The following is a 20,703-nucleotide window of genomic DNA, read 5'->3' on the forward strand; positions in this document are numbered from 1 at the left end:
TATGACATAAATCGATGGGTTCGGTAATGAAAGTGTGCACTTTGGGAACACTACAACGACCAAGCAGTGTGCGTTTTTAGGGACAGGAAGCCGCGTCCGGGCCATTCGTTTGCTGATACAAGCGGCTGGTAAATAGTTGTATTTATATGCAGGCAAACAGAAGAAAACGTTTTCGAAATGGAAAAAAAACTTTTTTTCGCTTCTCATACCTGATACAAGCGTGTATACTAAAGGCTGCATTGACCGATAACATTTTTGAGGTGGTAAGTAATGGGTAATCAAGACGTGGTAACCGAAAGCACCGAAGGGAAAGAAAAGCAAGAAACATTGAACTTGCTGCACTCGACTCAAACGGTGATCAAGGAAGCACTGGATAAACTAGGTTACCAAGAATCGATGTTTGAACTCTTGAAGGAGCCGCTACGCGTTTTGACCGTACGCATTCCGGTTCGCATGGATAACGGCGAAGTAAAGGTGTTTACGGGCTATCGTGCTCAGCACAACGATGCAGTTGGTCCGACCAAGGGGGGCATTCGTTTCCACCCGGAAGTTACTGAGGATGAAGTTAAAGCACTTTCTATCTGGATGAGCCTCAAAGCCGGTATCGTCGACCTGCCATATGGCGGTGGTAAAGGCGGTATCATTTGCGACCCGCGTGAAATGTCCTTCCGTGAACTGGAAAGACTGAGCCGCGGTTACGTTCGCGCAATCAGCCAACTTGTGGGTCCAACGAAAGACATTCCGGCTCCGGACGTCTTCACGAACTCGCAAATCATGGCATGGATGATGGACGAATATAGCCGTATCCGTGAATTTGACTCGCCTGGTTTCATTACCGGTAAACCGATTGCACTTGGTGGTTCGCATGGACGTGAAACAGCAACAGCCAAAGGGGTTACCATTTGCATTCGCGAAGCAGCAAAACGCCGCAACATCGATGTAAAAGGTGCACGCGTTGTCGTTCAAGGTTTTGGTAACGCTGGCAGCTACCTGGCGAAATTCATGCACGATGCAGGAGCAAAAGTAGTAGGTATCTCCGATGCTTACGGCGCTCTGCATGATCCAAACGGTTTGGATATCGACTATTTGCTCGATCGTCGCGATTCCTTCGGTACCGTAACGAAGTTGTTCAACAACACCATCACGAACAAAGAGCTGCTTGAACTGGATTGCGACATTCTCGTACCAGCGGCTATCGAAAACCAAATCACTGCTGCAAACGCTCACAACATCAAGGCGCAAATCGTCGTAGAAGCGGCTAACGGCCCGACTACACTCGAAGCAACCAAGATTTTGACTGAGCGCGGCATTCTGCTTGTACCAGACGTACTGGCAAGTGCTGGTGGTGTAACCGTTTCTTACTTCGAGTGGGTACAGAACAACCAAGGTTACTACTGGAGCGAAGAAGAAGTAGAAGAGAAATTGGAAAAAGTAATGGTTCGCTCGTTTGAAAGTGTTTATTCCCTGTCGCAAACGCGCCGTGTGGACATGCGCCTTTCCGCTTACATGGTCGGTGCACGCAAAATGGCAGAAGCTTCTCGCTTCCGCGGCTGGGTTTAATCAAACAAACGACCCTCCATATATTGAGAAGAAACAGGCTTCGCCTCATGTGGGCGAAGCCTTTGTTTTTTGGTTGAACAAAAGCGGAAAAGCAATGAAAACCCCCTCCTTGTCGAAGCAAAGAGGGGGTTTGTTCATTTCATTTTTATTGATCAAACAACTTTTGCAGTTCCTGGAAGTCGCGCGTCGTCTGCAAGGTGACGATCAGCTTGAGGCGAGCTTTTTGACCATTCAGACCGTTAGAGAAAATAATGCCCATTTCTTTCAGCTTGCGGCCGCCGCCTTCGTAGTCGTAAATGTCCTGAACTTGTCCATTGTAGCAGCGGGACACGAGAACGATCGGGATTCCGCGATCCAGCAGTTGCTGCAGCGTCGGGATGATCGCTGGCGGCAGATTGCCGAGACCGAATGCTTCGATGACCAATCCGTCAATCGGTTGCTCCAGCAAAAATTGCAGCCAAGCTGGCTCCATGCCGGCAACGGCCTTGATCAGCGGCACATTCGCATCGGCGTGGGTGATGTTGTAATGCTCGCGATCCAATGGAGCGTGATGATACTGCACGCTTTTTTTCGCGATTGTTCCGATCGGGCCGTATTGCGGCGATTGGAATGTGGCGACGTTGCTCGTATGGGTTTTCGTCACATGGCAAGCGGCGTGGATTTCATCGTTGAACACGACAATCACGCCTTTGTTCAGACTGGCTGGATCAGCGGCAGCGCGAACGGAGGAAATCAGATTGACCGGACCGTCAGCGCCAAGCTCGTTGCTGCTGCGCATAGCCCCGGTAACAACGATCGGAACATTGACGGAAAGCGTCAGGTCAAGGAAATACGCTGTCTCTTCCAATGTATCGGTTCCGTGCGTGATGACGACCCCATCATACTGCTCCTGGCGAAATTCTTCTTCGATTTGCAGACGCAAGTCGTTCATGATCTTGGGAGTCATGTGCGGGCTTGGCAAATTCAGTACGTTTTTCATGGTGACGTCCGCGTAACGCTCTAAAAAAGGAAGGATTTTGTTTACAGCTTGGTCATCCAGCGGTTTGACGCCTTCTGTGTCATCTACGGACATGGCGATCGTGCCACCAGTATTGACTACCAATATTTTTTTTGTCATGATCTCTCTCCTGTAGCGGGTTTTCATCAACCATTATTCATGGTACGATGAATAACAGCCTTGTGTAAAGGAGCAATAAAAGATGATCGCAATGATCGGCGCGGCAATTGCCCCCGGTATCGCCATCATGAGTTATTTTTACCTGCGTGACAGTCTCGAACCGGAACCGATTTCCATGGTTATCCGGTCGTTTATCTTTGGGATGCTGCTGGTGATTCCGATTATGGTACTCCAGTACATCATGCAGAATGAATGGAACTGGCGGAGCGGAATTGTCGCGGAAATCATCCAGTCCGCTGTAGTAGAAGAGTTTTTCAAATGGATGGTCATCTTTTTCACAGTCTACAAGCATGTGGAATTTGATGAGCCTTACGATGGAATTGTGTATGCAGTCGCCGTGTCGCTCGGTTTTGCCACTTTGGAAAACTTGTTTTATTTGATCATCAACGGGATGAATATTGCCTTCTGGCGCGCCTTTTTGCCTGTCTCCAGCCACGCGCTTTTCGCTGTATGGATGGGCTATTATTTGGGGCGGGCCAAGTTCTCGCAAAACAGCAAGCAGGAAAAAACGTTTCTCTGGCTGTCCATCGTCCTGCCGATTGGACTTCACGCTTTGTACAACGCCATTTTTCTTTCGATCCAAAACTGGCTGGTAGTCATCGTGCCGTTCATGCTGATTCTTTGGTGGCAAGGCTTGAAAAAGGTGCAGCGCGCTCATGAATACGGTTCTAAAAATCTTTCTTCGCGTCCACAATAGACGTTAAGGAGGAGACGAGACGTGCTGAAATCCGAACGAGCAAAAGTGACCATTCAATGCAATGTATGTGGAGAAAAATTTACCCTCCGCGGTCGCAGGGAACCAGGCGGGCAAGTGGAAACGGGATTCAAGCAATGCCTGTGCGACAACGACCAGCATTTTCGCATTGACGAATCGTAAAAAACAAATAGCAAGCCAGACAAAAAGACCGATGCCAAGCGTATCGGTCTTTTTGTGCTGGAAGCCTCTGGATTGGCGATTCCTCTCGCATTTTCATGCATAATCCATTCTTCCTCCACTAACACTATGCAAAGATTTCAATTCATGCCAAGGAGGACTTATGCCGTGCAAAAAATCTGGATCGCAGGTGTGCTGATCTTGTTCGTGGTGGCAGGCTTTTGCGGGTACGAGATTTTCTCCAATGAAAACAGCGCGGTGGCCGCACGCGGGACACAGATGGCAGCACCGGCAAAGCAAAGCCAGACAAAGTCCAAAGCGAGCTTTCATCCTTCGCGGATATCGGAGAACGACCTCAAGCTGATGGCGAATGCCGTGTACGGAGAGGCCAGAGGAGAACCGTTTGAAGGCCAGGTGGCGATTGCTGCCGTCATTTTAAACCGCGTCAAAAGCCCGTCCTTTCCCGATACGCCATCGGCTGTCATTTTTGAGCCGCGAGCATTCACGGCAGTGGCGGACGGGCAAATCTGGCTGGCCCCGAACGAGAGTGCGCGCAAGGCTGTCAAAAATGCATTGAACGGGTGGGACCCATCGGGAGGCTGCACCTACTACTTCAACCCGGTAACAGCGACGTCCAAATGGATTTGGAGCAGGCCGCAAGTCAAAAAAATCGGGAAGCATATTTTTTGCAGGTAAAGGCTTTTCAATCAGAATAGAAGGAGTGGCAAGGGATGGTATATGGAGCAACGGCGCGCGTCTTGTTACCCATAGCCTTGGTTGCCTTGGTGGGCGCGGGGATGTGGGGGTACCAGGAGCATAACGAAAAAAACTCGGTTTTGATCAAAGCGGAAAACTCGTATCAGCGGGCTTTTCACGACTTGACCTACCATATCGACAAATTGCATGACGAACTGGGCAAGTCATTGGTCGTCAACTCCCGCCGGCAAATGACGCCGACCTTGACCAACGTTTGGCGACTTGCCTACGCAGCCCAATCGGATGTGGGCCAGCTTCCGCTTACGTTGATGCCTTTCAGCAACACAGAGGAGATGCTTTCGCGTGTAGCCGATTTCTCTTACCGGGTTGCTGTGCGCGATTTGGACAAGGAGCCGCTTAGCGACAAGGAGTACGGCACCTTGAAAAGCTTGCATAAACAAGCCCAGGACATTCAGGACCAGCTTCGCAACGTCCAGGCCAATGTCATCGACAAGCAACTGCGCTGGATGGACGTAGAGACGGCGCTCGCGTCAGACGACAAGAAGTCGGACAACACAATCGTAGACGGATTCCAGACGATCGAGAAAAAAGTGCAGGAGTTTCCGGATTTGGACTGGGGAGTGGGCATCCAGAGCCTGGACAAGAAAAAACAGCAACGAATCCAGGGAATTGACGGCAAGCCCGCCACCGCTGAGGATGCGAAGAAAAGCGCACTGGAATTTTTGCGCATCAACGCGTCTGACGCCAAGGTGGAAGTCGATGAAAACGGAAAAGGACAAACGTACACAGCTTACAGTGTCCGCGTCATTCCGAACGGACAGAAAGCGGCGATCAACCTCGATGTGACCAAACGCGGCGGCAAAGTCGTCTGGATGATGAACGAGCGTGAGATCGGGGAAGAAAAACTCGATATGAAGCAAGCGCAAGAGAGAGGCGAAGAGTTTTTGCGCAAGCATGGCTTCGGGGATATGGTTGTTTCCGAGATCGACAGCTATGACCGCAATGCGCTGTTCACGTTTGTGCCCGTCCAGGATGGCGTGCGCATCTATCCGGATTCCGTGACGATTGAGATCGCGCTGGACAACGGAGAAGTGACCGCATTCAACTCTACGGAATACTTGTTCAATCACAAACAACGCCTGCTGTCCAAGCCGCGTCTGTCCAAAGAAGAGGCGCGCAAAAAAGTAAATCCGAGCGTGAAAGTCACCAGCGAGCGGCTGGCTTTGATCGAAGGGAAAAATGACGGCAAAGAAGTTTTGACCTGGGAGCTGACGGGCAGCTTTGAAGGAAATTCATACATGGTGTACATCAACGCCATGAACGGCGACGAGGAAGAAGTCGTGAAAATGGAGACTGGCACAGACCGGGAGAATCAGCAATAAGCGCGGAAAAATGCAAGGGGAAAGCTGAATTTGACGGCTTTCCCTATTTGCTGATTCGAAAGAAAAGAGTATATAATGAGGGGGTGAGAGGGAAAAGGAGGAACATTTGCTATATGATGCTTCCACGAGTAGGACAAACCATACGACTTCACTTCACGGGTTCCTCTGAAGAAGAAACAGAGTTGGATGCTTTCAAAAGCCGCGTCACCGACTTGACAGAAGAGGTAGCTTCTATCGAATTGCCGACCAGTGAAAACACGGGAAGAACCGGAGTATTTCGGCCCGGCACAAGCTGCCTGGTCTGGTACGTAGGAGAGGACGGCTCTCGCTATGAGTTCCATACCTCCATCGTCGGCAGAGAAAGCGCGCATATCCCGGTGCTGTTGTTGCAATTGCCGAATAAAGAGGAGATTGTGCGCACACAACGGCGCAATTACTTGCGTATCGAAACGACGCTGGACATCGCCGTAAAGCATCAGGACCCGATGCGGCGCTATCATTTTTTGGCGCGAACGATCGACATCAGCGGTGGCGGTCTGTCTTTCAGCTGCGACGAGTCCTATCGTTTGCGGGAAAAGGATTTGCTCCAGGTCTGGATATCGCTGCCTAGCCGAACTGGCCAGGTGCAGCATGCATTTGCCGAACTGGAGGTCGTCAGACAAAAGGCGCCGGAAGAGAAGGGCTTGCATCAGTGGATATCAGGGAAGTTTACGAATATCAGTGAACAGGATCGGGTAAAAGTGGTTAGGGCGTGTTACGAAAGACAGCTAGAGCTTCGCAAAAAAGGCGTCGAGGATTGACGCTTTGCCAAAAGGAAGTGACCCCATTGACCAGTCAGTACGACGAGCGTTTTCGCCGATTTTCCAGACGGGTAGAGAAAGGCATCATGATTGGAATTGTGGCCTGCGCCATCGCGCTGACAGCCGGGGAAATCCTGATACAATACGTTCCTGCTCGCGCTTTTCTGATCGAGACAGAACGCTTGGAAGGCGTGTCAGACAAGCCCTAAAGGTTTGCGCATGCTTCCATACTATGGTACTATTATAGATAACATAGAAAACGGCAATGATCGTTTTCGTAGACCGTTTACGGTCATATGTGTGTTTTTCTCCACATGAATGGGAACAGGCTTCGGGCAGAAGCTTTTCTTGTTTTACTCCCTTTCTGAACTACTGTACATAGCAGGTGAGAAGTGAATGAACATAGCAATTGATGGACCTGCGGGAGCAGGGAAAAGCACCGTCGCACAGAAGGTGGCAGGGCAACTGGAATACGTCTATATCGACACGGGTGCCATGTACCGTGCTCTTGCCTGGGGCGTTTCCCACGAGCAGCTTCCGATCAGCGACGAGTCCGCAGTTTCTGCGCTTTTGAAAAACAACAAGATTGGGCTGGTGCGCCAAGCTGGTCGCCAACGCGTGTTCTGGAATGACATCGACGTAACAGATCAGATTCGTTCCACAGAGGTCAGCCAGTACGCCTCTATTGTAGCGAGCTACGGTCCTGTTCGCGAACAAATGCTGGTACTGCAGAGACAGCTCGCCGAACAAGGGAATGTGGTCATGGACGGCAGAGATATCGGAACACATGTCCTGCCTGATGCCGAGGTGAAAATTTTTCTGACAGCTTCCAGTCGTGAACGAGCAGAGAGACGATGGAAAGAACTGCGTGAAAAAGGAACCGAGACAGACCTTGCCGAGCTGGAAAAAGAAATCGAGGAGCGGGATCGTCGGGATACACAGCGAGAGGTGGCACCGTTGCGCCAGGCGGAAGATGCCGTTTTGGTGGATACAACAGGCATGTCGATTGAGCAGGTGGTTGATCACATCTTGCAAATCTGCGAGCGAACGGGAGAGTCTGCCAAGTGACCTATTACCGTTTATTCCGCGGAATATTCCGCATCATATTTTCGCTTGTCTATCGTTGGCAAGTGATTGGGCGTGAACATATACCTAAGGAAGGCCCGGTGATTTTGTGTGCCAACCACATTTCGCTCTGGGACCCGCCTTTGCTCGGGTCCGGAATTGAACGACAGGTACATTTCATGGCCAAGGAAGAGCTTTTTAAAATCCCGGTATTATCTTTTCTAATCACGAAGTTCGGCGCTTTTCCCGTCAAGAGGGGCGCGGGTGATCGGGCGGCAATCCGCACGACGCTCAAATTGCTCGAAGATGGAAAAATCTTTGGAATTTTCCCTGAGGGAACCCGCAGCAAAACGGGTGAACCGGGAGAAGCGATGTCAGGCGTAGCGATGTTTGCGCTCAAATCGCAAGCCGCGGTCATTCCGGTGGCGATTGTCGGGCCGTATCGCGCTTTTCGTCCGATCAAGATCGTCTACGGAAAGCCGATTGATCTCGCCAGCCTGCGCGAAGCGAAAAGCAGCGCTGAAGTGCTGAAAGAGACGAGCGACCTGATCATGACCCACATCAAAGAATTGCGGAGCCAGCATCTTCCCTAAGTCCGGTATAGAATTGACAAAGGGACGAATACTACATTTGCTGGAACTTACTGGCTATGTCAGTGCTAACTGCCAGCCTTCGGGCGACAGTAAAAAATATACTTGCTCCCGCTTCGTGTAATGTGGTTGCTTACAACCTGTACATAGATGGCCTGGGACTGGATGGTATTCAAGGAGGTTTTTTGGATGATGGATGAAACAAACGTAAGCTTGACGGATGCAACAACCATTTCCGTAGGGGATGTCGTAAAAGCGACGGTAACGAAAGTCGAAGACAAACAGGCTCTTGTGGATGTGGGCTACAAATACGACGGCCTGATTCCGATCAGCGAGCTTTCCCCGCTGCACGTAGAAAAAGTGGCTGACGTCGTTTCGGTTGGCGACACGTTTGAAGTGAAAGTAATCAAGCTCAATGATGAAAAAGAAGAACTCGTCGTGTCCAAAAAAGCTGTCGCGATGGAATCTTCCTGGGCTGATCTGGAGCAAAAAATGCAGGCTGGCACCATCATCGAAGCAACCGTAAAAGAAGTAGTAAAAGGCGGCCTAGTTGTAGATGTAGGCGTTCGCGGCTTCATTCCTGCATCCATGGTAGAGCGTCACTTCGTAGAAGATTTCTCCGATTACAAAGGCAAGTCCCTGACGCTGAAAGTGGTCGAAATGGACAAAGAGAAGAACAAAGTGATTCTCTCCCACAAAGCGGTGCTGGAAGATGAAGCAAAAGCGCAAAAACAGTCCATTCTGGATCAAATCCAAGTAGGTCAAGTGCTGGAAGGAACCGTTCAACGCATGACTGACTTTGGCGTATTCGTGGACATCGGCGGAGTAGACGGTCTGGTGCACGTATCCGAGCTGGCTTGGAACCGCGTTGAAAAACCGTCCGATGTAGTGAAGGAAGGCGACAAAGTACAGGTGAAGGTGCTCAAGATCGACCGTGAAAATGAGCGCATTGGCCTGAGCATCAAGGAAACGCAAGCAGGTCCTTGGGCGAAAGTAGCGGAAGAGTTCAAAGCAGGCTCTGTGGCTACTGGTACGGTTAAACGCCTTGTTTCCTTCGGTGCTTTTGTGGAAGTGGCTCCTGGAATCGAAGGATTGGTTCACATTTCCCAAATCGCGAATCGTCGCGTAAACACTCCTGGCGAGGTGCTCAAAGAAGGTCAGGAAGTGCAAGTGAAGATTCTCGATGTCGTTCCGCAAGAGCAGCGCATCAGCTTGAGCATTCGCGCGGTTGAAGAAGAGCGCGTTGAGCAGGCAGAGCGCGCAAGCAAGCGTGAGCAACAACAATTCACGCAAGAAAACAATCAGCCTATGGGCGTGACGCTTGGTGAACTGTTTGCCGATCTGAAAGACAAGTTCAAGTAAGCGGTATAGACGTGAAATGAGGGGGTACGCTTTTGCGTATCCCTTTTTGCTTGGCTGTCAATCAGAGAGGAAAGATAGTTTGACGGGAGGGATACATGCATGGATCGATCCACACGGAAGCTCGATCATATTCGCAACGCGCTGGCAACGGCTGAAAATGGGACAAACTGCTTCGATGATGTCAGTTTTGTCCCAAACAGTGTGCCGAATACAGGATATGAGGAGACGAAGCTTGCGACGGAGTTTGCCACGTTTCGCCTGCCATCCCCTTTTGTCATTAACGCAATGACGGGGGGAGCCGAGGCGACGACGCCAATCAATCAAAAGCTTGCAATTATTGCCAGAGAACGGCAATTGGCGATGGCTGTCGGTTCGCAAATGGCGGCGCTCCGGGACCCGTCCCTAGCTTCCAGCTATCAGATTGTCCGCAAAGAAAATCCACACGGGATCATCTGGGCCAATGTCGGGGCAGAGGCAACGGTTGAGCAGGCGAAAGCAGCGATTGACATGCTGGAGGCGGACGGCCTGCAAATTCATCTGAATGTGATGCAGGAGCTGTTGATGCCGGAGGGAGATCGCGACTTCCGCGGCTATTTGGAGCGCATTCAAAACATCAGCGAAGCAGTAAACGTCCCGGTCATCGTCAAAGAAGTCGGGTTTGGCATGACAAAGGAAACGATGCGCAAACTGCTGGAAGCCGGAATCCGCAGCATCGATGTCGGCGGAAGGGGCGGAACGAATTTTGCCAAAGTGGAAAACATGCGGAGCAGTCACCGGCTGACCATGTTTGAAGACTGGGGCTTTACGACTGTAGAAAGCTTGCTGGAAGCAGACAACCATATCCACGCCCAGTCGTCCGTTATGGCGACAGGAGGCGTGCGCCACGGGCTGGACGCATTCAAGGCAATCAGCTTGGGAGCGAAAGCGGTCGGTGTGGCCGGAGCTTTGCTTCGGTTGATTCATACAAAATCGCTTGCAGAATGCCTGGAGGAAGTGGACGCGTGGCATCATCAGATTCGGGTGGCGATGACGGCGCTGGGGATTGTGCAGCTGGCAGACGCAATCAACGTGCCGCTTTTGGTTACAGGAAAAACAGCAGAGCGCGCCCGTTTGCGGGGAATTTTGCTTGAACAGTTGGCCCAGCGCTAAACACGGACAAGCGTGTGATTCATGAAAGGGGAGCGCTTGAGGCATACTTTGGGGAGACAACCACAATTTTGAGGAGATGAACATGAACGAGGGAACCATTGCGCTTCTCATCCAGTGGTCTCTGCTTTGTCTTGTCTGGATGGGAAGCTTTGACGCGCAGCTGCGGGAAATGAACATGGAAAGAAGACGCGTGCTTGCCGTGCTTTGTGCGTTTCTGATCTGCTCCTTTGTCAGCTGGAAATTGTTCTTCGCTCCCATCCAGGTAAGTCTCAGCGGAACGTTGTTGCCCCTTTTTGCAAGTGTGGTCCTCTACACGCGCCTCCCCAAAGCGACGAGAAGACTGTATGTGGTAGGTGCGTTAGGCATCTCTGTCATGGTCTTTTGGCTGCGCTGGCTGTTTTTTACCGATCCGATCCTGCTGTTTTGGGACGAGCGGGTCATTGTGCCAGGAATTAGTGTTGCGGTTGCCTTTTCCATCAGCAAGCTGAACGCGGCCCGGCTGTTCGCGCTTATGCTTGCGCTACCGATGGCGGATGCTCTCCACACGCTCTATTTTTGGCAAGCTTCTGGCACGTGCAGCCTGGGGACGGATTATGCGCAAGATCTTTTGTGGAGCGGCATCTCCTTGCTGGGGCTGGTCAGTTTGCTCTGGTCTGCCATTCGTCGGCTGTTTGGACGGAGAGAGACAGAGCCTTCCCATTCCGACACAGGCAGGTGATCGCGAGTGTTTAAAGAGCTGTTAGCCAATGAATTTGTCGTTCCTTTGACGATTGGATTCGTCTTCGGAATCATGTGCAGAATCAATTTGCTGCGAACGGATTATCGGCAATATCCGACCTATCCGCACGGAAAAATTATTCATGTTTCGCTCGGCGTAATCGCTTCGGCATTGGGGGCACTGGCTGTGCCAGCCTTGCTCAAGGAAAACTATACGGCCGTTACCTTTTTAACCGTGGCCGCTCAACAGTTCAGGGATGTGCGCAACATGGAGCGCACGACGCTGACGGAAATCGACAAGCAAGAACTGGTGCCGCGCGGCGGGCCGTATATCGAAGGGATCGCCATGGTGTTTGAAGGCCGCAACTACATGGTGATTTTTACGTCGCTGGTGGCGACGACTACTACGATTTTGTTCAACTGGTGGGGCGGAATCATTGCCGGAGTCATCGCCCTTCTCATCTCGCGCAAGCTGCGTTCGGGAAAGACGCTCTCCCTGATCGCCGAGACGAGTCCGGCAGAGGTGCGGGTGGAAGGAAAGGATTTGTACGTCGGGGATATTTACATCATGAACGTGGGACTGGAAGATGCGCAGAACATCATCCGGGAGCATGGCGTTGGGTTTATTGTGAGTCCAAAAGACGCCAATGCCAAGGTGACGATCGCCCATCCCGGCCAGCGACAGGCGATTTTGCATGATGTCGCCACGCAGCTTGGCGTGTACACCGATACGGGAGAGCCTTCCTTGACCCCGCTCGTGAAGCGCGACCTGCAATCAGGGCGGCTCGGCGTATTTTTGCTGCCGCAAGAAAAAGACGCGGAGCATGGCAAACAAGTCATCGATGCCGTGCCGATTTTGGAAAGCGTCTTCCGAATGCCGCAAAAGACCAAATTAGCGAAGAAGGAGCTGTAGACCATGACCGGGACCATTTTGGCCGTGATTACCGTGAACAAGGAGAGAATCGCGGGCGGAGCGCCCATTTTCATCGAGTCTACGCACGAGAGCATGCAGCAAACAGCCTTTACGCTGGAAAAGATTCTGGACGCCATGGTGCATGAGGTGAGCAAGGATACCCTTATCATTGTTCGTCACAAGTAGTGTATGGTATGATTAGCTAGTCAAAACGTAAATGAGAGAGAGTGTTGTTGATTATGGGATTACCTGTGGTAGCCATTGTGGGGAGACCCAACGTGGGGAAGTCCACGATATTTAACAGACTGGTCGGCGAGCGCATCGCGATCGTGGAGGATATGCCGGGAGTAACCCGTGACCGCCTGTACGGCAAAGGAGAATGGTTAACCCATACTTTCCACGTCATTGATACGGGCGGGATTGAGTTTGGCGAGACCGATGAAATTCTCACGCAAATGCGCTATCAGGCTGAGCTGGCGATTGATGAGGCCAACGTCATCATCATGATTACCGACAGCCGAACAGGCGTAACGGACGCTGACCTTGAGCTGGCTCGCATGCTGAACCGTACGGGTAAGCCAGTTGTTCTGGCTGTAAACAAAGCGGACAACCCGGACATGCGTGCCGATATTTACGACTTTTACTCGCTTGGCTTGGGTGAGCCGTTCCCGGTTTCCGGCAGCCATGGCCTCGGCTTGGGCGACATGCTGGAGGAAGTGGTTCGCTTTTTCCCGGCGGAAGACGACGAGGAGCGAAAAGAAGACGTCATTCGCGTGTCGATCATCGGACGTCCGAATGTCGGGAAGTCTTCCTTGACCAACGCCATTTTGGGCGAAGAGCGCGTCATTGTCAGTGATGTCGCAGGTACTACGCGCGATGCGATCGATACTCCGTTTGAGCGGGAAGGTCAAAGCTACGTTCTCGTTGACACGGCGGGTATGCGCAAGCGCGGGAAAGTGTACGAGACGACGGAAAAATACAGCGTCATGCGCGCCATGCGTTCCATCGAGGACAGTGATGTCGTTCTCGTTGTCATCAACGGGGAAGAAGGCATCATCGAGCAAGACAAAAAAATCGCCGGTTATGCCCATGAAGCTGGTCGCGGCGTGATCATCATCGTCAACAAGTGGGATGCCATTGAAAAAGACGACAAAACGATGCAGCGCTTTACCGAGCTGATCCGCGAAGAGTTCAAATACCTCGATTACGCGCCAATCATGTATGTATCAGCCAAATCCAAGCAGCGTGTTCACACGATCCTTCCAAAAGTAAACGAGGTAGCGCAAGCACACTCGATGCGCATTCCGACCTCCGTCCTCAACGATATCGTTACGGATGCAACGATCCGCACGCCGCCGCCATCTGACCGAGGCAAGCGTCTGAAAATCAACTACGCGACGCAAGCGACAGTCAAACCTCCAACATTCATCCTGTTTGTGAATGATCCGGAGCTTATGCATTTTTCCTATGAGCGCTACATAGAGAACAAAATCCGCGAAGCATTTGTCTTTGAAGGTACTCCTGTTCGGATATGGACGCGGAAAAAAACGTAGGGAGAGGAAACCGCCATGGTGTTATTAGCCTGGGTGCTCAGCTATTTGATCGGCTCAATTAGCTTCAGCTATCTTATTGCCAAAAAAGTTGCAGGAATTGATATTCGCTCACATGGCAGCGGGAACGCAGGGGCGACGAATACGCTTCGCGTGCTGGGGAAAGGTCCGGGTATTGCCGTACTGATCCTTGACGCACTAAAAGGGTTGGCGGCGATGGGAATAACACACCTCATGACAGGTGATGCCGCTGCCTATGCAGTAGCGGGCTTGTTTGTCATCGCGGGGCACAATTGGCCTATCTATTTTGGATTTCGCGGGGGAAAGGGCGTTGCAACTACGCTCGGCGTGGTGCTCGGCTTCTCTCCCCTCGCCTTTTTGATTGCAGCGGTACTGGCTGTGCTGGTTATTGCCATTACCCGTTACGTCTCCCTTGGATCGCTTGTCCTCGTTACGGTGATTCCTATTTCTTTGTACCTGCTGGATAAACCGATTTCCTTTGTTTGGACAAGTTTGGTAATCGCGGTGTTTGCGTATGTTCGCCATTATAACAATATCCAAAATCTTATAGCAGGTACGGAACGGAAGCTGGGAGACAAGTCCAATCGCAAGCTGGGATAGATCTGAATGGGTCTGAATCGTTCTCGCAGAACGAAGGATGGAGGGGGATCTATTGAGAAAAGAGGTTACAGTAGTCGGTGCAGGTAGTTGGGGGACGGCTCTCGCTTCTGTGTTGGCTGAAAACGGCCACCAGGTTCGGCTGTGGGTGCGCGATCCCAAACTGGCTGACGAAGTGAACGCAAAGCACACCAATGCCAAATATTTGCCTGAAGTGAAGCTCGCCGAAAGCATCGTGGCGACAACGGATCTGGAAGCGGCTGTTTCCGGCAAACCGATTGTTCTCTTGGCAGTGCCTTCGCACGCCATGCGGCAAATTTGCAGGCAGTTGGCACCGTTTTTACATAGCGACACACTTTTGATCCATGCCACAAAAGGCTTTGAGCTGGAAAGTCTGAAACGGATGTCTGAGGTCATCATGGAAGAGGTGCCTCGCGAAATATCTGGACGGCTTGCCGTCTTGTCCGGGCCGAGCCATGCAGAAGAGGTAGTCCGCAGGCAGCCTACTACGGTCGTGGTTGCATCCGAGTCGGAGGACAGCATGCTGCGTGCGCAAGATCTTTTGATGAACGCCAATTTCCGGGTGTACACCAACCCGGACTTGATCGGAGCGGAAATCGCCGGGGCGTTGAAAAACATCATCGCACTCGGAGCGGGCATGTCAGATGGGCTGGGGTTCGGCGACAACGCGAAAGCGGCGCTTTTGACGCGCGGCCTGGCGGAAATCAGTCGCCTCGGCATCAAGCTTGGCGCTATGCCGCTTACTTTCTCCGGGCTGGCTGGGGTCGGTGATTTGATCGTGACGTGCACGAGCCGCCATAGCCGCAACTGGCGCGCAGGCTACATGCTCGGACAAGGCAAAAAGCTCGATGACGTCTTGGCGCAGATGGGCATGGTAGTCGAAGGGGTGCGTACGACACATGCGGCACACGCGCTCGCACAGCGGGAGCAGGTTGAAATGCCGATCACGTCCGTTCTGTACGGCATCTTGTTCGAAGGCAAAGAACCGCGCCAAGGGGTAGAGGAACTGATGGGCAGAGGAAAGACGTTTGAAATGGGCTATCTGAATCCGGATGAGACGCAAGCGTAGCGTTTCACACATTTAGGCTCCTGCACATACGATAGGGTGAAAGCCCAGGTGCAGGAGGAGAGCGCAGATGAATAACAATCTTTCCAAGCGTTTTTTGGAGCGTTTGCAGGGGAAAGGCAGCGAGAAGGTCGACGAGGGCAAATTGCGGTCGCTTGCGAGTCAGATGAAGCGCAGCGACTTTGAGGATGAAGCAAAGCTTCGGCAAATTTTGCAGACGCTCGCGACCATGAGCGGCAAACAGCTCAATCCGGAAAAGGAAGACAAGATCATCGAGATGTTCCGCAACAAGGAAATCAATTTGAATGACATGTCATCCTTGTCCAAGCTGCTAAAGTGAGAGAAATGGGCGATTATGCCCGTTACCTGCTGTCAAAAGCATCATACAGTAAAATTAGGAACAATCATGGCTCTACAGGGACATGGCTGACCTACAGATACCAAGAAAAAAAGAGGGATCTCATCCCTCTTTTTTTCGTTGCTTGCTTGAGCCGCTCACCGTCTGGGTCAACAGGTTTTGCACCAATGGAGATTGCAGCAGGCCGAGAATTTGCCCGATGTCAATGTTGCCGAGCGGGTTTCCTGAGCCAGAGCCTGAGGCTGCGCTCGATTCCTGGGGTGTTTCCACTGCTTTCGCTGTTTCTCTGCCCTTTGCACTGTCCCTCGCTGATTCCGCGTTTCCTTTGCGCTTGGTCGAGACTGGTTTTTCGGCAGCAACTTCCGGTTCAGCCGTACGTTTGCCCAAGTTCTCGATGATTTCCATGGCACCGTACAGCGTATCCATCGTTTCTTCCACCTGGCGAATCGTGGTGCTGATTCCTTTGATGTTGTTGCGCATTTTGGAGACGGAGGATCTAAGGTCCACGGCTGGCAAGATTTTTTTCGGGGTAATGGCTAATGAGACGTCGGCCACTTGGTCGCTCAATTTTTTGCTCGGTATGGGAGCGTACGGGTTTCGCCATTTTCGACCATTTACTTTGTTGCTCAACATTCATCCCTCCCATGGGCGGATTCATCAGAATAGTCTATGCGAACGTCCAGATAGAGGTTCACAAGGTCAGACGAGAGCTGGGAAGTATGGTATAATGAAGCAAAAAATGCAAAGGATGCTGCAAGCCAGATGTATATCGATCCTATGACGAAGATGAACATTTCACTACTGGCCATCGGCCTGATGTTCGTCTGCAATTTGTTGATGATCTTTGCCAGAAAAATGACGAATGCGCTTGTCAGATTTCTCGTGAAGACTTGCGCTTTCCTGATGTTAATCGCGGTGTTTGTCATGATTTTGATCGTGATTTTTGTGTAAGGGGAGGATAGGGGATGTCTCAGGTAACACTGATCACTCGCTCAGGAACGTATGAAGTGCCTGTGGAGTTGAATGAGACGATCGTTGCGATTGCCAAAAAACATAAAGTTCCGTGGGGGCATGCTTGCCAGAGAGGCGTGTGCGCTCAGTGCCGCACGCAAGTGGTAGAAGGCGCGGAGTACCTGAGTGAGATCACGAGCGAGGAAAAGCTGCGCCTGCGCAAAGCAGAGCGGGCCGAAGGGTTCAGACTTGGCTGCCAAATCAAGATCGTCGGGCAAGGAACGGTGAAGCTGGCCCATCGCCCGTATTGAAAAAGGAGTGACGACATGGGGAAGGTGACTTTTCTTCCCGGCGGTAAAAGCGTGAAAGCGAGGGCGGGCCAATCGCTTGTCAGTGTTGCTGGCAATGCCCGGATCGTGATCCCGCAAAGGTGTGGAGGCCACGCCTCCTGTCTGATGTGCCGTGTCATTGTGGAGAGCGGGGAACTTGCTCCTCCGACCGTGCTGGAGCTGCGCAAAATGCCGGAGCAGGACTTGCGGCAGGGGCTGCGCCTGGCTTGTCAGGCCAAGGCGACAGAGAACGACTGCACGGTCCGAATCCCGGAGAGCCGGTTAAAATCGGTGGTGGCTGCGGCACTTGAGCGACAGCGCTTGGAAAACGAAGAATGAGGGTTTGAGGTGTATACATAAGATGTGGCAATCATGGCGTAAAACTTTCAAGCTGACGATCAGCTTGTGCATGCTTTCTGTTTTGTTGTCCGGATGTTTGTATCCGAACGAGCGGAAGGCGGAAAATCAGGTGCCCAGCTCATTTTTTCTGGAGGCGGCGCAAAAAGGTATCGACGAGTTCAAAAAAGATACCGCTGTGCTCCCGATTGTGACGAAACCGCTGGACACTCCCATTTTTGAGAAATACGAGATTGATTTTCGCAAAATGATTCCCAAGTACATCCCGGATGTGCCTGGAAACGCCTTTGAAAAGGGCGGACTGTACAAATACGTCCTGATTGACGTGGAGACGAAGCCAACGGTCAAGCTCATCCATCTGGGGGCTGTCAGCACGGTTGCCGATGTACAGACGGCTGTAGACCGCTATCGCGGCTATTTTAACAAGCTGCCGGTGCAAGCCGACCTCGGCAACGGCTACTACTCGATCGACCATACGGAGATCGGTGTGAAGGCGTGGCAAGTGCCATCGACCATGGGCAATTATTTGCTGCCGCTGGTTATGAATGCGGATGGGCAAGTAGGAATTGACTACGCGGCAGATATTGCGACGATGCTGCGCGAGAACAAAGCGACTGTCACGCCAAACACAGACCCGAGATACGTCCTGTCGCGCGTATCGATGTTTGTTCCCGCCAAATCGTTCCCGTACGAGTTGGTAGACGGTGAGCCGAGGCTGCTGCAAATCAAATAGCGAACACAAAAAACAACTCTGATCGGAGTTGTTTTTTTGTTCTAGTTGGTCCAGTCGCACATATACTTGTACTGTCCACGAAACTAGTACGAGATTCCCTACGAAAATACTGACGGTCAGGGATAATTCGGAAAATCGGTCATAGTGTAAAAATAGACAAATAGAAGGAGGTCATCGATGGTGGAACGAGTCGACATCTTTAAAGACATTGCCGAACGGACGGGCGGAGACATCTACCTCGGGGTAGTAGGCCCGGTTCGTACGGGAAAGTCGACCTTTATCAAACGGTTTATGGAGCAGGTCGTCATCCCGAATATCCAATCGGAAGCAGAGCGGATCAGAGCGACAGATGAACTGCCGCAGAGTGCTTCTGGCCGAACAATCATGACGACAGAGCCGAAGTTTGTTCCGAACCAAGCCGTAAACGTACATGTGACAGAAGGACTCAGCATCAATGTCCGCCTCGTTGACTGCGTAGGTTATACGGTTCAGGGGGCAAAAGGCTTCGAGGATGACAACGGTCCACGAATGGTAAACACTCCGTGGTATGAGGAGCCAGTGCCATTCGAGGAAGCAGCTGAAGTCGGAACGCGTAAAGTCATCCAGGAGCATTCGACTATCGGAATCGTTGTTACGACAGATGGCAGCATCGCGGAAATTCCGCGTGTAGGATACATTGACGCGGAGGAGCGGGTCGTCAATGAACTGAAGGAAGTGGGCAAACCGTTCGTCATCGTGGTGAACTCGACGCGTCCACGCTCTGACGAGGCGCAAAACCTGCGTTTGCAGCTTCAGGAAAAGTACGACGTGCCAGTAGTGGCCTTGTCTGTCGATCACATGACAGAACAGGAAATCCTCCTCTTGATGCGGGAAGTGCTGTTCGAGTTCCCTGTGCATGAAGTAAACGTGAACCTGCCTAGCTGGGTCATGGTGCTGGAGAACGGCCACTGGCTCCGTCAGAACTATGAAGAAGCCGTACGTGAAACCGTGCAGGATATCCGCCGGTTGCGCGACGTGGACCGCGTCGTCGGCTTCTTCAATGACTATGACTTCGTGGAGCGGGCGTCTCTTGCGGGAATGCACATGGGCCAAGGGATTGCGGAGATCGACCTGTTCGCGCCGGATGAACTGTATGATCGCATCCTGATGGAAATCGTGGGCGTCGAGATCAACGGCAAGGACCATTTGCTGAAGATTATGCAGGAATTTGCCCACGCCAAGCGAGAGTACGACCAGGTAGCGGAAGCCTTGCATATGGTGCGCAGTACGGGCTACGGAATCGCTGCTCCGTCGCTGCATGAAATGACCTTGGACGAACCTGAGCTGATCCGCCAGGGACCGCGTTTTGGCGTCAGACTGAAAGCGACTGCGCCATCCATTCACATGATCCGCGTCGATGTCGAATCGGAATTTGCTCCGATCATCGGGACCGAGAAGCAGAGCGAAGAGCTTGTCCGTTACTTGATGCAGGACTTCGACAAAGATCCGCTGTCGATCTGGAATTCGGACATTTTCGGCAGATCGCTGCACTCGATTGTGCGGGAAGGCATCCAGGCAAAAATTACGATGATGCCGGACAATGCGCGGTATAAATTGCAAGAAACATTGGGGCGGATCATCAACGAAGGCTCCGGCGGTCTGATTGCCATCATACTTTAAGGACTAGGTAAATAGACCTAGACAATTGATTCCAAAAGGGGGCACCCGGCGTGACGGGATGCCTTTTTTTCTTGTATTTCGTTCAATTTCGACAGGAGGGGCTTGAATTTAAGAAATCGGTGTATTACTATAAGCTTGTCAGATCGGTAAATACCACCAATCGTGTATAAAACGCTTCGTTTCGGTTAAGAAAAATAATAGCTAGGACTTGGTGTTCTTTGAGGGGAGGTGAAGAAAATGAACAAAACAGAATTGATTGCAAAAGTGGCTGAAACCACCGAACTCACCAAGAAAGATGCAACTAAAGCAGTTGACGCTGTTCTCGATGCAATTGCTGATGCTTTGAAAACTGGTGATAAAGTCCAACTGATCGGCTTTGGTAACTTCGAAGTTCGTGAGCGCGCGGCTCGTAAAGGTCGTAACCCACAAACAGGTGAAGAGATCGAAATCGCTTCCAGCAAAGTACCTGCGTTTAAACCAGGTAAACAACTCAAAGACTCCATCAAGTAGTTGTTTCTTTTGAGAACGAAGCACTTACATAAAAAAATCCACATTGATGAAATGTGGATTTTTTTTAACGTCCGGGATGCGAACGTTTGTGCACGTAGAGGACGGCTGCCCTTTTTGGTTGAAGACAGGCAACAAAGGGCGGACAACTTTGGCTTGGTGTACATACAGTTGTCTTGTCAGATGTTTTTGTTTTTTTGAAATGAGTATGGTAAGATTGGCGTGGGTTCGGCTGCGTACAACGGAGC

Annotated in this window: 25 protein-coding genes and 1 pseudogene; 24 read left to right on the plus strand and 2 right to left on the minus strand. The window is 51.5% G+C overall.

Annotated features, from left to right (window positions below; all coding sequences use genetic code 11):
• Positions 1-270 precede the first annotated feature (270 nt).
• Positions 271-1,560: a Glu/Leu/Phe/Val family dehydrogenase gene (locus tag HP435_RS12565; protein ID WP_063226919.1), complete on the plus strand. Its 1,290-nt coding sequence runs from the start codon at positions 271-273 to the stop codon at positions 1,558-1,560.
• 145 nt (positions 1,561-1,705) lie between these two features.
• On the opposite strand, the gene HP435_RS12570 is transcribed toward HP435_RS12565, so the two are convergent.
• Entirely contained in the window at positions 1,706-2,677 is a 972-nt protein-coding gene (locus HP435_RS12570; RefSeq protein WP_122963602.1) for an asparaginase, read from the minus strand.
• Between the two features lie 82 nt (positions 2,678-2,759).
• Between HP435_RS12570 and prsW the strand changes: the two genes are divergently transcribed.
• The 17 genes and pseudogenes from prsW (at position 2,760) to HP435_RS12655 (ending at position 15,901) form a co-directional block, all read left to right on the plus strand.
• Complete coding sequence (gene prsW, locus HP435_RS12575) at positions 2,760-3,434, plus strand: glutamic-type intramembrane protease PrsW (protein WP_063226921.1); 675 nt, start codon at positions 2,760-2,762, stop codon at positions 3,432-3,434.
• A 21-nt stretch (positions 3,435-3,455) separates the two neighbouring features.
• Positions 3,456-3,614 (plus strand): hypothetical protein, encoded by a 159-nt coding sequence (locus tag HP435_RS12580; protein WP_005831362.1) that lies wholly within the window; start codon positions 3,456-3,458, stop codon positions 3,612-3,614.
• 95 nt (positions 3,615-3,709) lie between these two features.
• Positions 3,710-4,307, plus strand: a pseudogene (locus HP435_RS12585) (cell wall hydrolase).
• Between the two features lie 35 nt (positions 4,308-4,342).
• A complete protein-coding gene (gene ypeB / locus HP435_RS12590; protein ID WP_122963600.1) occupies positions 4,343-5,710 on the plus strand; it encodes a germination protein YpeB in 1,368 nt (455 codons plus the stop codon).
• Between the two features lie 113 nt (positions 5,711-5,823).
• A complete protein-coding gene (locus HP435_RS12595; protein WP_122963599.1) occupies positions 5,824-6,510 on the plus strand; it encodes a flagellar brake protein in 687 nt (228 codons plus the stop codon).
• Positions 6,511-6,527: 17 nt separating this feature from the next.
• Positions 6,528-6,719 carry a hypothetical protein gene (locus tag HP435_RS12600; protein WP_229049950.1) on the plus strand — a complete coding sequence of 64 codons (192 nt, stop codon included), beginning with the start codon at positions 6,528-6,530 and terminating at the stop codon, positions 6,717-6,719.
• Positions 6,720-6,906: 187 nt separating this feature from the next.
• Complete coding sequence (cmk, locus tag HP435_RS12605; protein WP_063226926.1) at positions 6,907-7,578, plus strand: (d)CMP kinase; 672 nt, start codon at positions 6,907-6,909, stop codon at positions 7,576-7,578.
• Complete coding sequence (locus HP435_RS12610; RefSeq protein ID WP_063226927.1) at positions 7,575-8,168, plus strand: lysophospholipid acyltransferase family protein; 594 nt, start codon at positions 7,575-7,577, stop codon at positions 8,166-8,168. Before cmk ends, HP435_RS12610 begins: the two co-directional genes overlap by 4 nt.
• Positions 8,169-8,354: 186 nt before the next feature.
• Positions 8,355-9,527, plus strand: a complete 1,173-nt coding sequence (rpsA, locus tag HP435_RS12615) for a 30S ribosomal protein S1 (RefSeq protein ID WP_122963597.1) — start codon at positions 8,355-8,357, stop codon at positions 9,525-9,527.
• 99 nt (positions 9,528-9,626) lie between these two features.
• Positions 9,627-10,676, plus strand: coding sequence for a type 2 isopentenyl-diphosphate Delta-isomerase (fni, locus tag HP435_RS12620; protein ID WP_173598791.1), 1,050 nt, complete (start codon positions 9,627-9,629; stop codon positions 10,674-10,676).
• 82 nt (positions 10,677-10,758) lie between these two features.
• Entirely contained in the window at positions 10,759-11,394 is a 636-nt protein-coding gene (locus HP435_RS12625) for a YphA family membrane protein (protein WP_063226930.1), read from the plus strand.
• Positions 11,395-11,400: 6 nt separating this feature from the next.
• Positions 11,401-12,306 carry a YIEGIA family protein gene (locus HP435_RS12630; RefSeq protein WP_173595804.1) on the plus strand — a complete coding sequence of 302 codons (906 nt, stop codon included), beginning with the start codon at positions 11,401-11,403 and terminating at the stop codon, positions 12,304-12,306.
• Between the two features lie 3 nt (positions 12,307-12,309).
• Positions 12,310-12,492: a capping complex subunit for YIEGIA gene (locus tag HP435_RS12635; RefSeq protein WP_122963594.1), complete on the plus strand. Its 183-nt coding sequence runs from the start codon at positions 12,310-12,312 to the stop codon at positions 12,490-12,492.
• A 53-nt stretch (positions 12,493-12,545) separates the two neighbouring features.
• Positions 12,546-13,859, plus strand: a complete 1,314-nt coding sequence (der, locus tag HP435_RS12640; protein WP_122963593.1) for a ribosome biogenesis GTPase Der — start codon at positions 12,546-12,548, stop codon at positions 13,857-13,859.
• Between the two features lie 15 nt (positions 13,860-13,874).
• The gene (plsY, locus tag HP435_RS12645) at positions 13,875-14,477 is read left to right on the plus strand and encodes a glycerol-3-phosphate 1-O-acyltransferase PlsY (protein WP_063226933.1); all 603 of its coding nucleotides are present in this window, start codon (positions 13,875-13,877) and stop codon (positions 14,475-14,477) included.
• Positions 14,478-14,514: 37 nt separating this feature from the next.
• The gene (locus HP435_RS12650; protein WP_173598792.1) at positions 14,515-15,564 is read left to right on the plus strand and encodes an NAD(P)H-dependent glycerol-3-phosphate dehydrogenase; all 1,050 of its coding nucleotides are present in this window, start codon (positions 14,515-14,517) and stop codon (positions 15,562-15,564) included.
• Positions 15,565-15,631: 67 nt separating this feature from the next.
• On the plus strand, positions 15,632-15,901 hold the full coding sequence (locus tag HP435_RS12655) for a stage VI sporulation protein F (protein WP_122963591.1): 270 nt from the start codon (positions 15,632-15,634) through the stop codon (positions 15,899-15,901).
• Positions 15,902-16,021: 120 nt separating this feature from the next.
• On the opposite strand, the gene HP435_RS12660 is transcribed toward HP435_RS12655, so the two are convergent.
• The gene (locus tag HP435_RS12660) at positions 16,022-16,552 is read right to left on the minus strand and encodes a hypothetical protein (protein ID WP_173598793.1); all 531 of its coding nucleotides are present in this window, start codon (positions 16,550-16,552) and stop codon (positions 16,022-16,024) included.
• A 129-nt stretch (positions 16,553-16,681) separates the two neighbouring features.
• Here HP435_RS12660 and HP435_RS12665 point away from each other — a divergent pair, with 129 nt between their 5' ends.
• From HP435_RS12665 to HP435_RS12690, 6 genes are all read left to right on the plus strand, one after another.
• Positions 16,682-16,870: a DUF2768 family protein gene (locus HP435_RS12665; RefSeq protein WP_063226937.1), complete on the plus strand. Its 189-nt coding sequence runs from the start codon at positions 16,682-16,684 to the stop codon at positions 16,868-16,870.
• A 14-nt stretch (positions 16,871-16,884) separates the two neighbouring features.
• Positions 16,885-17,181, plus strand: a complete 297-nt coding sequence (locus tag HP435_RS12670; RefSeq protein WP_122963589.1) for a 2Fe-2S iron-sulfur cluster-binding protein — start codon at positions 16,885-16,887, stop codon at positions 17,179-17,181.
• Between the two features lie 15 nt (positions 17,182-17,196).
• Positions 17,197-17,538, plus strand: a complete 342-nt coding sequence (locus HP435_RS12675) for a 2Fe-2S iron-sulfur cluster-binding protein (protein ID WP_063226939.1) — start codon at positions 17,197-17,199, stop codon at positions 17,536-17,538.
• A 22-nt stretch (positions 17,539-17,560) separates the two neighbouring features.
• Entirely contained in the window at positions 17,561-18,289 is a 729-nt protein-coding gene (locus tag HP435_RS12680; RefSeq protein ID WP_173598794.1) for a hypothetical protein, read from the plus strand.
• A gap of 180 nt (positions 18,290-18,469) precedes the next feature.
• Positions 18,470-19,948: a stage IV sporulation protein A gene (gene spoIVA, locus HP435_RS12685; RefSeq protein ID WP_063227114.1), complete on the plus strand. Its 1,479-nt coding sequence runs from the start codon at positions 18,470-18,472 to the stop codon at positions 19,946-19,948.
• Positions 19,949-20,185: 237 nt separating this feature from the next.
• Positions 20,186-20,458 carry an HU family DNA-binding protein gene (locus HP435_RS12690; RefSeq protein ID WP_005831316.1) on the plus strand — a complete coding sequence of 91 codons (273 nt, stop codon included), beginning with the start codon at positions 20,186-20,188 and terminating at the stop codon, positions 20,456-20,458.
• Positions 20,459-20,703 lie beyond the last annotated feature (245 nt).

This window comes from Brevibacillus sp. HD3.3A (genome assembly GCF_013284375.2).
GTDB classification, from domain to species: domain Bacteria; phylum Bacillota; class Bacilli; order Brevibacillales; family Brevibacillaceae; genus Brevibacillus; species Brevibacillus parabrevis.

Coding starts and splice junctions, on each gene's coding strand:
- HP435_RS12565 (WP_063226919.1), top strand. CDS start 271: ATGGGTAATCAAGACGTGGTAACCGAAAGCACCGAAGGGAAAGAAAAG.
- HP435_RS12570 (WP_122963602.1), bottom strand. CDS start 2,677: ATGACAAAAAAAATATTGGTAGTCAATACTGGTGGCACGATCGCCATG.
- prsW (WP_063226921.1), top strand. CDS start 2,760: ATGATCGCAATGATCGGCGCGGCAATTGCCCCCGGTATCGCCATCATG.
- ypeB (WP_122963600.1), top strand. CDS start 4,343: ATGGTATATGGAGCAACGGCGCGCGTCTTGTTACCCATAGCCTTGGTT.
- HP435_RS12595 (WP_122963599.1), top strand. CDS start 5,824: ATGATGCTTCCACGAGTAGGACAAACCATACGACTTCACTTCACGGGT.
- cmk (WP_063226926.1), top strand. CDS start 6,907: ATGAACATAGCAATTGATGGACCTGCGGGAGCAGGGAAAAGCACCGTC.
- rpsA (WP_122963597.1), top strand. CDS start 8,355: ATGATGGATGAAACAAACGTAAGCTTGACGGATGCAACAACCATTTCC.
- fni (WP_173598791.1), top strand. CDS start 9,627: ATGGATCGATCCACACGGAAGCTCGATCATATTCGCAACGCGCTGGCA.
- HP435_RS12625 (WP_063226930.1), top strand. CDS start 10,759: ATGAACGAGGGAACCATTGCGCTTCTCATCCAGTGGTCTCTGCTTTGT.
- HP435_RS12635 (WP_122963594.1), top strand. CDS start 12,310: ATGACCGGGACCATTTTGGCCGTGATTACCGTGAACAAGGAGAGAATC.
- der (WP_122963593.1), top strand. CDS start 12,546: ATGGGATTACCTGTGGTAGCCATTGTGGGGAGACCCAACGTGGGGAAG.
- plsY (WP_063226933.1), top strand. CDS start 13,875: ATGGTGTTATTAGCCTGGGTGCTCAGCTATTTGATCGGCTCAATTAGC.
- HP435_RS12650 (WP_173598792.1), top strand. CDS start 14,515: ATGGAGGGGGATCTATTGAGAAAAGAGGTTACAGTAGTCGGTGCAGGT.
- HP435_RS12655 (WP_122963591.1), top strand. CDS start 15,632: ATGAATAACAATCTTTCCAAGCGTTTTTTGGAGCGTTTGCAGGGGAAA.
- HP435_RS12660 (WP_173598793.1), bottom strand. CDS start 16,552: ATGTTGAGCAACAAAGTAAATGGTCGAAAATGGCGAAACCCGTACGCT.
- HP435_RS12665 (WP_063226937.1), top strand. CDS start 16,682: ATGTATATCGATCCTATGACGAAGATGAACATTTCACTACTGGCCATC.
- HP435_RS12670 (WP_122963589.1), top strand. CDS start 16,885: ATGTCTCAGGTAACACTGATCACTCGCTCAGGAACGTATGAAGTGCCT.
- HP435_RS12675 (WP_063226939.1), top strand. CDS start 17,197: ATGGGGAAGGTGACTTTTCTTCCCGGCGGTAAAAGCGTGAAAGCGAGG.
- HP435_RS12680 (WP_173598794.1), top strand. CDS start 17,561: ATGTGGCAATCATGGCGTAAAACTTTCAAGCTGACGATCAGCTTGTGC.
- HP435_RS12690 (WP_005831316.1), top strand. CDS start 20,186: ATGAACAAAACAGAATTGATTGCAAAAGTGGCTGAAACCACCGAACTC.